Source organism: Paenibacillus sp. FSL H8-0315 (assembly GCF_038005365.1).
In the GTDB taxonomy this organism is placed as follows: Bacteria; Bacillota; Bacilli; order Paenibacillales; family Paenibacillaceae; genus Paenibacillus_AQ; species Paenibacillus_AQ odorifer.
This window is the reverse complement of the sequence record NZ_JBBOTA010000001.1, coordinates 887,986-899,479: the sequence shown is the minus strand read 5'-3', so window position 1 is coordinate 899,479 and position 11,494 is coordinate 887,986. Positions and strand designations below refer to the sequence as shown.

General features: G+C 42.2%; 10 protein-coding genes. 7 read left to right on the top strand and 3 right to left on the bottom strand.

The window, feature by feature from the left end:
* Nucleotides 1-3 precede the first annotated feature (3 nt).
* A complete protein-coding gene (locus MHB56_RS03850; RefSeq protein WP_248548557.1) occupies nt 4-1,467 on the bottom strand; it encodes an ATP-binding protein in 1,464 nt (487 codons plus the stop codon).
* 197 nt (nt 1,468-1,664) lie between these two features.
* Between MHB56_RS03850 and MHB56_RS03845 the strand changes: the two genes are divergently transcribed.
* Together MHB56_RS03845 and MHB56_RS03840 are read left to right on the top strand one after the other, a co-directional pair.
* Nucleotides 1,665-2,387: an MOSC domain-containing protein gene (locus MHB56_RS03845; protein ID WP_076276121.1), complete on the top strand. Its 723-nt coding sequence runs from the start codon at nt 1,665-1,667 to the stop codon at nt 2,385-2,387.
* 92 nt (nt 2,388-2,479) lie between these two features.
* Nucleotides 2,480-4,552, top strand: coding sequence for a serine hydrolase domain-containing protein (locus tag MHB56_RS03840; RefSeq protein WP_341143277.1), 2,073 nt, complete (start codon nt 2,480-2,482; stop codon nt 4,550-4,552).
* A 56-nt stretch (nt 4,553-4,608) separates the two neighbouring features.
* Here the strand turns inward: MHB56_RS03840 and MHB56_RS03835 are convergent, their stop codons facing one another.
* Nucleotides 4,609-5,040 (bottom strand): flavodoxin domain-containing protein, encoded by a 432-nt coding sequence (locus MHB56_RS03835; protein ID WP_076182970.1) that lies wholly within the window; start codon nt 5,038-5,040, stop codon nt 4,609-4,611.
* A gap of 426 nt (nt 5,041-5,466) precedes the next feature.
* Between MHB56_RS03835 and MHB56_RS03830 the strand changes: the two genes are divergently transcribed.
* Nucleotides 5,467-5,808: a DUF4181 domain-containing protein gene (locus tag MHB56_RS03830; protein WP_341143276.1), complete on the top strand. Its 342-nt coding sequence runs from the start codon at nt 5,467-5,469 to the stop codon at nt 5,806-5,808.
* Nucleotides 5,809-6,110: 302 nt separating this feature from the next.
* On the opposite strand, the gene MHB56_RS03825 is transcribed toward MHB56_RS03830, so the two are convergent.
* Nucleotides 6,111-6,920: a lipase family protein gene (locus MHB56_RS03825; RefSeq protein ID WP_076127292.1), complete on the bottom strand. Its 810-nt coding sequence runs from the start codon at nt 6,918-6,920 to the stop codon at nt 6,111-6,113.
* A gap of 133 nt (nt 6,921-7,053) precedes the next feature.
* Between MHB56_RS03825 and MHB56_RS03820 the strand changes: the two genes are divergently transcribed.
* From MHB56_RS03820 to MHB56_RS03805, 4 genes are all read left to right on the top strand, one after another.
* A complete protein-coding gene (locus MHB56_RS03820; RefSeq protein ID WP_076218429.1) occupies nt 7,054-8,343 on the top strand; it encodes an L-cysteine desulfidase family protein in 1,290 nt (429 codons plus the stop codon).
* Nucleotides 8,344-8,542: 199 nt separating this feature from the next.
* A complete protein-coding gene (locus tag MHB56_RS03815) occupies nt 8,543-10,009 on the top strand; it encodes a protein adenylyltransferase SelO (RefSeq protein WP_339244103.1) in 1,467 nt (488 codons plus the stop codon).
* A 38-nt stretch (nt 10,010-10,047) separates the two neighbouring features.
* The gene (locus MHB56_RS03810; protein ID WP_341143275.1) at nt 10,048-10,530 is read left to right on the top strand and encodes a DinB family protein; all 483 of its coding nucleotides are present in this window, start codon (nt 10,048-10,050) and stop codon (nt 10,528-10,530) included.
* A 175-nt stretch (nt 10,531-10,705) separates the two neighbouring features.
* Nucleotides 10,706-11,491, top strand: coding sequence for a DeoR/GlpR family DNA-binding transcription regulator (locus MHB56_RS03805; RefSeq protein WP_076276126.1), 786 nt, complete (start codon nt 10,706-10,708; stop codon nt 11,489-11,491).
* The last annotated feature ends 3 nt before the right edge of the window (nt 11,492-11,494 follow it).

Sequence of the window (11,494 nt, the reverse complement as noted above, 5' to 3'; positions counted from 1 at the left end):
CTTCTACATGATAGGTTCCTCAGGTGTAATGATCGTTGGAATACTCACAGTAAAAGTTGTTCCTTGCTCCAGAATACTTTCTATAGAGATCGCTCCGCCATGATTATGTATAATATTTTGTGTGATCATATAACCTAAGCCTGTTCCTGTTTCTTTGGTCGTATAAAATGGTTTGCCGAGGGCATTGATCTGTTCCTCTGTCATCCCACAGCCTTCATCCTGCACACTGATTCGGGCTTCTCTGTCATAGGTTTGCACATGAATATAGATGTTTCCCCCATGATTCATTGCTTCCATCGCATTTTTAAGTAAGTTAATAAATACCTGCTTCATCTGATAAGCCTCACCATTGATCCAAATGGATTGATCAGTACAGACAGGGAGGATCTTGAGATTTTTTAGGGCAGCTTGTCCATTCATTAGTGTGGTGACTTGTTCCAGCAAAGACAATAAATCCACTGGTTTACTAATATGAGTGGTTTGGGGTTTAGATAAGACAAGCAGTTCGTTGACGATGAACTCGATGCGTTTCAATTCTGACTCAATAATGGAAATATATTTATCATTCATCCGCTCGGAAGAGCGCAGTAGCTTCATAAAGCCATTAATGGCTGTAAGAGGATTCCGTATTTCATGAGCGATTCCAGCTGCTAACTGTCCTGCTGTGGATAATTTCTCGGACTGTATCAGTCGTTCATCTTCCAATACTTGCTCGGATATATCTTTGAATATGCCAATGTAGGCTTCGTTTCCCTCATAAATGATCGGCAATGTAATCCCATCTACATATTTCTGCTGGTTGTTTAAACAATTAATCAGGTAGCAGACAGAACCTGTTGTTCTATCAGTGTTGAATTTCTTTCTTCGTTCTGAGAGAATTTCATAATTAGAGTAGTCTACAATATCCATAGTCGATAGACCAAGCACTTGATTTAGGCTTTCCGCATGGATTAATTGTAAACCTGCCGAATTTGCATACAGAACAATCCCTCCCCTAGTGATAAGCACGGGCTGAGGCAGTTCCTCCAGCAGCTGTAGAAAAGAGCTCTCTTTTTCAAGTAGATGGGTCTTCACAACCTGAAGCTGAGTCTCCATTTCCCTGATCAGGGTCTTATTCTCGAATTGAGCAAAATAAAGTATGGGTTTACCAATGTCATCCGAAAGGATAGATATGGAGACCTTTAAAGATAACCGGTGTCCGGTTGGATGGAAATAATCTACTTCGAGTCTCTGCGGATCAGTACTCGTAGATGGAAGAGAGCTTCCTAATGAAATGAATTTATGAATCTGATCTAGAAGGGTACGGACGGTTGGAGAGGGTGTCGTTAACTCGTTTTCATCATACCCCAAGAGGTCGCATAATGCTGAATTCAGTTTTAGGAACGTTCCATCAAGCGAAATAAGGGCCATACCCATCACGGCTTGGGTAAAAACAAAGTCAAAACCTTGAAAATCATTTGTCCGCACAACAGGTTACCTCTCTTCTTTATGGGGGAGTGAGTGTTATTTCGAAATGCAATATGTCTAACAGTCATAGTATAAAACATATAACTCAATAAAACATATAAAATTTCTGGGTTATTAGATATTCATACAACAGTTAAATAAAATCAGGTAGAATGGGAAGATACGTTGCATTTTAAGACAAGTGGAGGCGTTGTATTATGTTATCAGTTGTTGGTGAAATTCAAGGAATTAATCGTTATCCGGTCAAGTCATTTGCGGGTGAAAAATTAGAAAGCTGTATGATTGAACCGTATGGAATGCTTGGTGACCGTTTTTGCTCCTTTTACGATGAGTCAAAAGAGGGCTGGCGAAGATATATCACCGCTAGAAATATACCGAATATGCTTACCTATCAAGCGCAATTTATAGATGGACAAATCCATGTAACGGCATCAGACGGGCGAACCTTTGGATGGGATGATAATCTATTGGAAGAAATCCAAAGCCAAACCAAAACTCCAATCACTATGTCTGGTCTAAAAGCTGCACATCCACAGCCAGAACATCCGCAGCTCCTATCCGTGGATGGCGCTAGTATTCTACTCATTACGGATGCCAGCTTAAAAAAACTGGAGGCAACCTGGGGGCATTCCTTGGATCAACGTCGTTTTCGCGGGAATTTTGTTATCGCGCTGAATGATGATTCTCTTTTTGAAGGAGATTGGATTGGACGCCGGCTCAACATTGGGGATGTACAGCTACAGGTAGATAGTTTTTGTGAGAGATGTGTTGTGATTACGATGGACCCGGATAGTCTCCAGAAGGACCCAGTTCTTTTGAAAAAATTACATAAAGAGTTTGATTTGCATTTCGGAGTCTATGCCTCTGTAATCAAAACAGGGGAAATTCGAATCGGAGATAAAGTAGAAATAGTAGATTAGATATATAATCCCAATAGTATAAACTTCCTTTACATTACTCCATGGATAAATTATCCTTTAAAGGATGACGATTTCATATCGGGAGGTTATGTATGAAGAAAAATTTGGCATCCTTATTAGTTGCATTGCTTCTATTGGTGTATGTCCCTACTAGTGTTTTAGCAGCGGATAGCAGCAAAGGGCAAACGTATGTGAACACTCAGAAGGTGGCAGCAGAGAAGGCGGCGTTCTTAACGGAGAAGCTGGGGACGACTAGTCTCCAATATGCTCTTATTGATGGCGATAATATCGTTGTGAGCGGTCAATCTGGATTTAGCCATGTGGAGAGTAAGACAGCACCAAGCGTCACAACGATGTATGGTATTGGCTCGACGAGTAAAATGTATACAACAGCTTCTATTATGAAGCTTGTTGAGCAAGGAAAAGTAGATTTGGACGGTTCAGTCGTATCTTATTTGAATAATTTTACGATGGAAGATTCTCGTTATAAGCAAATCACTGTACGGATGCTGTTGAATCATTCATCAGGTCTTGCTGGCTCGAACTTATCCAATTCTTTCTTATTTAATGATTCCGATCCTATTGCAAAAGATAGTTTGCTAGAGACTTTGTCAACACAACGTCTGAAGGCCGATCCAGGCGCCTACTCAGTATATTGTAATGATGGATTTACGTTGGCTGAGTTGATTGTTGAAAAGGTCAGTGGCACGGACTTTACCACATTCATTCATCAAAATTTCACAGAACCTCTAGGGCTTGAACATACGAAAACGCCTGTAGATTCTGTAGCTTCTTCTCAGCTGGCTAGTGTCTATAATGCTACCTACTCAGCAGCTTTACCCAAAGAAACCATTAACGTGATTGGAACAGGTGGTATCTATTCCACTGCTGAGGATTTGGTGCGTTTTGCAACTATTTTTACAGGCCAATCGACTGGCATTTTGTCAGAAAAGTCTGTAAAAGCGATGGAACAAGAGGAATATAAGCGTGGAATATGGCCTAAAGGAGCCGATAATTCGTTAGCTTATGGATTAGGCTGGGACAGTGTGAACTTATATCCATTTAACCAGTACGAAATCAAGGCTTTGACAAAGGGTGGAGATACAGGTCTGTATCATACCTCATTAGTTGTACTGCCCGAGCAGCAGATGGCAGCAGCAGTAATATCTTCTGGCGGATCAAGTACAACGGACCAGATGCTTGCCAACGAAATTTTACTCAGCGCTTTACAGGAAAAGGGAGTTATTAAGGAACTGAAAGCTACACCTACATTTAAAACTTCGAACAAAGAGGATATGCCGCAAGAATTGCTAAACTATGCGGGTGTCTATGGTGATTCTACGCAACTGATGAAGATAGAGGTTAGTAAAGCTGGGGAATTGAGTATTTCTTCGATTATAGCTCCTACAATGCCTGCGCAGAAATTTTCCTATAATTCGAACGGTGAATTCTTAGATGCAGAGGGTACAAGTAAAGTTAGCTTTGTGAAGGAGAGCAATGGCCGTATCTATCTTTGGAGTCAAGGGTATGGGGTGATTCCAGGACTTGGTGAAACTGCCGTTACCCAATATGCAGCTGAGAAGCTTGAACCCAATGCCCTATCTCAAGAGGTCACTACTGCGTGGCAGCAGCGTCAAGGGAAATTGTATTTTGATGTCAGCGAGAAGTACAGCTCCCAATATTACATGAGTATGCCGGTAGCTGGAATCGCTATGTTCCCTGACGCACCTGGTTATATGGGCTCGAATAAAATAACTGGGCCTAATAAAGCAGAAATGACCGTGCAAATTCCAACCATCGCTGGACGCGATCTTGCGGATCTTATTTTTGAAAATAAAAATGGTGTGGAGTATTTAAAGATTGGCAATCAATTGTTTATACATCAAGATGCGGTTAAACCTATTTATGCAGGCCCGCAATCTATGGTAACTATCCAATCAGATGGATATGCTAGATGGTATGGAGTTCCTGAAACGGCAACAGGTAAGATAATGACAGTAGAGCTGCCAACCAAAAGTTCCTTTGCCGTCTATGATGAGAATGGTGTATGTGTGAATTACTTCACCATTAGCGGTCTTAAACAAGTCAAACTTCCTAGCAACGGCAAAATTGTATTTGTTGGTGATGTCGGTGCGAAGTTTGAAGTGACCCTCAAGGCGCAATAAACGTATATAAAAAAAGAATCCTGTTATCAAGATTTTCGTCTTGGTAACAGGATTTTTTATTTGAAATTTTGTGAGAATTCTCTTATTTTATCTACCAAAATCCCTTTTAGCTGATCAGTACCTTCCTTTGGAGCCTTATAGGCCTTATAACCTCCAAAAGATTCAATACAAATCGCAGCTTCTTTCAGATCATCAGGGAAATTTTTCTCTATTAATTCTTCGGTTTTCTTAGGTTTCTCGTTGCAAATGTAGTAGCCCATCTTCTTAGTCAGTAACTCATCTTTATTTTTTTTGATAAAGTCACGAATGGCTTTATATATTTTTTCATCTCTTACTCCTGCCCCTAAAATAATGCTATCAAATGCCTCGATATCTGGCTTTTCTAGTTCGATATTGCAAATCTTGCTCTGAGGTAGCTCTTCTGATAATACTTTTGCACATTGTTCTGTTGCTCCAGATTTTGTAGCGTATAGAATAAGTACTGCCATTGTGTTCCCTCTTTTCAGTTAAGATTAATCGCGTTCCCGCATAGAAAAAATCTCACAGATCAATTATCTTGATTATCAAGATATAGTATATTTTATCGAATATACTGATCATTTGTCAAGCCAACGGCAAGCTCCTGAGTGTTAATTAGATATCCTTATTATGGTATCATGGGAATAATATTAATCTAATGCTAACTATATCTTTAATGAAATATACAAAAATAAGAGGAGTGAACGTGAATTGGGGATCATCGTAATGCTAATCATCTATTTGTTGCTTGGAATATTTGTGATTAAAGTAGGCATCGATAACTCTAGAAGTACGCAACTATCAAAAGAAATATTAAATGAGTTAAAAGAAATCAAAGAACTAATGATCAGAAATAAATACGAATGAATTCTATATAAGAGTGGAGGTGAACGAAAGTGAAAATTGGACTTATACTTATAATCCTTGCTTTTTCAAACCTATTTCTAAGGATATGGATTGTTGGCCCGGTTAAAGAAAAACTTCCTGAAGACGGTTATGAGCTTAATATAAAAGGGAAGCTTATACTTGCATTTGTGGGATTAATTACGGGGATTGTGATAATAATTGCCGATGGCCCAGAGGGTACGGTTATAAAATGGTTTTGGATTGTAGTTATAGTAGTAGCAATAGGGTTTCAGTCGTTCATCGACTGGAAATTTCTAAAACATACGAAACAGCACATAGTTTCACTTATTCTGTTAGTCCTGGGTGTGGTATTAGTTTATTTTATATTCTGATCTAGTTTCATTCGTACCGGTTTCGGACCCAGATGATGTTAATTGCTAAATAATCGCCTTTTGGGCAGCGTTTCGGACTCCAGTGCAGCTATTCGTTAGAAAGTGACTTATATTACGGGTTTTTTATGCCAATAGTGTCCATGGGGTCCGATGGAATTCTTAAAGTGGAAATATACTGCTGTTAGTGTCAATGGAGTCCGTTAGTGACTTTGTAACTGCTGATGGCATCGAATCATACGAAGAAAAGAGGTGTTCCGGCAGCCAGCATATGGCTTGTTGGGCACCTCCTTTTTGTGTTCACATTATACTTCTGCTTTCGTAGCCACGAGTGGACAGAATCCAGGGTTCGTTATACATAATTCTTGAGCGAATTCCGGTTGGAGCTTGGAGAGCTCGGCGAAATAGCTGCTGATTACGTGATTACCACTTGTAGATCCATTCTGGAAAGACAGTGAGTTAAAAGTATGGACATGATTGTAATAATACTTTTTTTCCCGTTTGGGGAGCTTATAGACATGTGGAGGTGCGTAGGTTACAACATCAAAAAGATTGGCATACCGGTAACTCTTCCGCACATATTGTTTGAAAATATTAACGAAGTCCGGATCACCTACCCGTGGGGAACCATAAGTATATAGGTTAGGTGAGGTGTAAGAGGTATTTGCCGCAATATCTAAGGTACATAAGGTGGCGAGCGCTCCACCGAGGCTGTGGCCCGTAATGTATAGGGTCTTGTCAGGAGATAGCTTGGAGAGCGCAGAGAAGATGCCGTCCCGAGCTGAAGAATAAATGTTGGTGAAGCCACGATGGGTGAGAGAGTCTTCTTTAAGATATTTGAACCGTTCCTGTGAAGCGAGGACGTTGGATATCCAATTGGTCGTCGTACTGGTTCCCCGAAAGGCGATAATAATCTCTTGTGGAGACTCCAAAATAAAGCCGAAACGTTCCCATACATTATTGAAGGATTGTGCTTCAATGGGATGACATAGCTGATAATCTAATGGAATGACGAAAACTCCATCTATATTTGAAAATTGTGTATAGGTTTGCCCGCAGACTGCAGCTAGAAAGATCGCCCTTTGCTCTTGCTCATCCCGCTTACTCACGTACATCCCGCCTTTCTTTCCTACACTATATTAGGGGGATGAAGGAGTGATTCCTAAGAAAAAGGATTCCCTGAAACTTCTCTCTGAGTTACTATATATAAATAAGTCCAACAGCGAGAGAAAAGGGGGAAATGCATACATGAGCAACTTATTGGAAATTTTACACAAGGAAGTCGTGCCGGCAGAAGGCTGTACGGAGCCGATTGCAGTTGCGTATGCCGTCTCCTTGGCGGCAGAGCTTCTCGAGGAAGAAATTACGGGGATTCAGCTGCATCTCAGCGGTAATATTATTAAAAATGCAATGGGAGTGGGCATTCCCGGGACAGGCCAGACAGGCCTGCCCATCGCAGCAGCCCTTGGAGCGGTGGTCGGCCGTTCTCACAAGGAGCTGGAAATTCTGTCAGGTCTGACGCAGGCTGAGTTGAAGATGGCAAATGACCTGCTGGATAGAAAGCTGCTAAAAGTGGAGATAAAGGACACTCCTGAGAAATTATATATTGAAGCCCAGTTGTTTACGCAGAACCATACGGCGACTGCCATTATTGCCAGAGAGCACACCCATATAGAATATTTGGCTCTGGACGGGGAGAAAATAACACCCCGGAATTCAAAAGCCGACTGTGGCAAGCCTGGTCTTTCCGACACGGAAGAGTATGCGGGCTCAGTTGACCAGATATTCGAGTTTATCTGTACCGCTCCTTTTTCAGACCTAAGCTTTCTCTTGGAAGGGGCGCGGATGAACAAAGCGATCTCTGATGAGGGATTGCGAGGCGATTATGGCTTGCAAGTAGGTAAGAAAATGAATCAGCAATCAGCGGTGAATCTGTTCGGCAATGATGTAGCGAACAGAATTATCGCGGCTACCGCAGCGGCTTCAGATGCTCGAATGGATGGCAGTGCAATGCCTGTGATGACAACTGCGGGCAGTGGCAATCAAGGCATCGCCTGTACGCTTCCCGTTATAGCTCTGGCGGAATTGCTGGACAAGGATGAAGAAATGCTAGCTCGGGCGCTTGCACTGAGCAATCTGGTCACTGTGCACATCAAACATTATATCGGGCGTTTGTCCCCATTATGTGGTTCAGGGATTGCAGGGGGAGTAGGAGCAAATAGCGGGATCATTTATCTCATGGGCGGCAGTCTTGAGCAGATCAAGCATGGGATACAGAATACGATAGCTTCTTTGTCAGGCATGATCTGTGACGGTGCGAATTCTACCTGTGCGCTGAAGATTTCCACCTCCACCAATACGGCGATCCAGGCAGCCACACTGGCTATGAACAACATTGCTCCTACAACCAAGGATGGTGTAATTTTCGAAGAGGTGGAAGATACCATCCGCAACATGGAGCGTTTGGTTCAGGAAGGGCTGGCGGATACTGACAAGACCATTCTCAATATTATGCTCTCCAAAGGCGGAGCGAATTAGCTTCCAAATAAGTTGAAAACAAGATAGAACATCATAATTAAGACCGCCCGGTTCCCTGCATAAAATGGCAGGAAGCCGGGCGGTCTTTGTAACACTTCGGCAAAAACATAGGTCTGCGAGAAGATTTGCATTAAATTTTAACATAACTTATTCTGAGTTAATAAAGGCATAGAGACTGAGGGTATAAAAAGGAGATAATATGACAGAGAAAATAGATATAGGCTGGAATTTTGCGAACAGTTATACTCATCTGCCGGAATCAATGTTTACAAGGATTAAGCCAACGCCTGTGCGTAAACCGGAACTGATTATTTTTAATGAACCATTGGCTGCTACTCTTGGGCTGAATAGCACAGCACTACAGAGTAAGGAGGGTCTTGGGATTCTTGCCGGCAACGAAGTTCCTGAAGGTACCCTGTCGCTTGCGCAAGCTTATGCTGGACATCAATTCGGACATTTTACCATGTTGGGAGACGGTCGAGCAGTGCTGCTGGGCGAACAGATCACACCTCAAGGTGATCGTGTAGATATTCAATTGAAGGGTGCGGGAAGAACCCCATACTCTCGTGGTGGCGATGGCCGGGCAGCGCTTGGACCGATGTTACGCGAATATATCATCAGTGAAGCTATGCATGGACTTGGGATTCCTACGACTCGCAGCTTGGCGGTGGTAGCTACAGGGGAGCCGCTAATTCGGGAAACGGAACAGCCGGGGGCGGTTCTGACCCGGATTGCTGCCAGTCATTTGCGTGTTGGAACCTTCCAATATGTTGCTGCATGGGGGACTGTGGAGGATCTGCGTATTCTGGCTGATTACACGTTGCAAAGACATTATCCAGAAGCTCCTGTGGAAGATAATCCATATCTTGTTCTGCTTCGGGAAGTAATGGAACGTCAAGCAGCGCTAATTGCTAAATGGCAGCTTGTAGGTTTTATTCACGGAGTGATGAATACTGATAATATGGCCCTTAGCGGAGAAACGATTGATTATGGTCCATGTGCCTTCATGGATGTGTATAATCCTGAGACAGTATTTAGTTCCATAGACCAGCAGGGTCGTTATGCTTACCACAATCAGCCCGGGATTGGCGCATGGAATCTCGCCAGATTTGCCGAGACTCTCTTGCCATTGCTGGCTGACGATCAGGCACAGGCGATTAAGCTGGCTGAGGAGGCAATTTCAGATTTTTCGGAGCGGTCCTATCAATATTGGCTAACGGGAATGAGAGCGAAGCTGGGAATCTTTAACGAAGAGTTAGAGGATGTTGCTCTGATTGATACCCTCCTTGAACTGATGCAAAAATATCGGGCTGACTACACTAATACATTTCGGTCCTTAACTCTAGGCGTAATGGAAGATGCTGCTCTGTTTGGCACCCCTGAATTTAAGGAATGGAATGAGCTGTGGCAGGCGCGACTTAGCAGGCAGCAGGAATCACAATCCTCTTCGCTGAAGCTGATGCACAGCAGCAATCCTGCGATTATTCCACGGAACCATCGTGTAGAAGAAGCGCTTGAGGCTGCGGTAGAGCGGGAAGATTACGATGTGATGGAGAGGTTACTTCAAGCTTTGACTAACCCATACGCCTACTCCTCTGAACAAGAGGAATACTCGGCACTTCCTGAGGAATCCGCATGTCCATATCGTACATTCTGCGGTACTTGATTTGCATATAATTTATCTGGAAAATGGGGGAAGGAAGAATGTTTCATGCTTATGATGTTCTAGCCAATCAGTTGCTGGCCAATGCGAATGATCCGAGTTGGTATGTGCCCCTTGAAGTGGCGGTTAAAGACTTAAGTGAAGAAGAAGCTTTTTGGAAGGTAACGGAAGAAAGCAATAGTATTGCTGAGATTGTGCAGCATCTGCTTTACTGGAATGAAACTTGGCAAACAAGGTATAAAGAAGCCAGTGTTCAGGCGGTTCCTCCAGTGGATGGTAATAATAATACCTTTGTCGTTGCAGAAGGGAAAACGTTCCAAGCGCTGCAAAAACAACTTTTAGAGGTTCTTTTACACTGGCAGGAATTGATTAAGAAAGAACAATTGGAAGCTGATGTTCAAGGATTTCCAGACAGTAAATGGTGGGAAGTCCTCGGAAATGTAACAACCCATAATGCTTATCATGTGGGCCAAATTGTTTATATTCGAAAGATACAGAAGAGCTGGAACCGCGATGTGAAGTGACATTGTGAAGTGAATCCTAAAGAATAGACATTTTAAAGGCGTTAGCGGATGCACATTCATCTGGCTTTCGTCTTTTTTTACGCATTAATACTTATATATACTTAATTATTAACTTATAAATGCTTGTAAATGCTTATAAAATGACTTATGATGACTTTAGGAGGTGAATTTCATTATGTATCAAGAGGAACGATTATTAAAAATACTCGAATATTTGAAACAACACCAATCGATGAGTGTTCAAGATATCTGTACGCAATTTGAAGTCTCAAGAGATACTGCCCGACGGGATATTGTTAGGTTAGTACAAGAGGGCGTCGTTGTTCGGACGCATGGAGGTCTAGCGTTACCTGAATTGCAAAAAGAATTATTATCTTACCAGGATCGTTTGATCGATGAATCCGAGAGTAAGCAGAGAATAGGGAAGATCGCGGCCGGGCTTATCCAAGATCGTGAGACTGTGATTTTAGACGTATCGACCACTGTACAGTTTGTTGCAGAACAAATTAGTGCGCAGGATATTACGGTTGTCACGCACTCGATAGATAATGTAGGGATTTTATCCCATCGCGAGGATCTGCAAATTTATGTACTTGGTGGTTACTTGAATGTGAAAAACCGCTTGTTATATGGTTCTTCCATTATCGATAAACTTAGTGAAATTCGTGCGGATAAAGCCTTTATTGGAGCATCGGCGATCTGTGCTGATGGACTCTATTATCCTTATGAAGAAGATGCGCGGGTAAAAAGAGAAATGGCTCGAAGATCTGATCAAGTGATTTTAGTAGCGGATCACACCAAATTTAATGCTAAATCCTTTTATCGTCTAGACTTTGATTTCGTTGATATTTTAGTTACAAATCGAGAGCTTCCAATCGAGATCAGAGAAGTTCTAGATCAGAAGAACATCACAGTTATTGAGTGCCTAGATGAAGCTGAAGAGGTTCGAAATCAAGAGTGATAA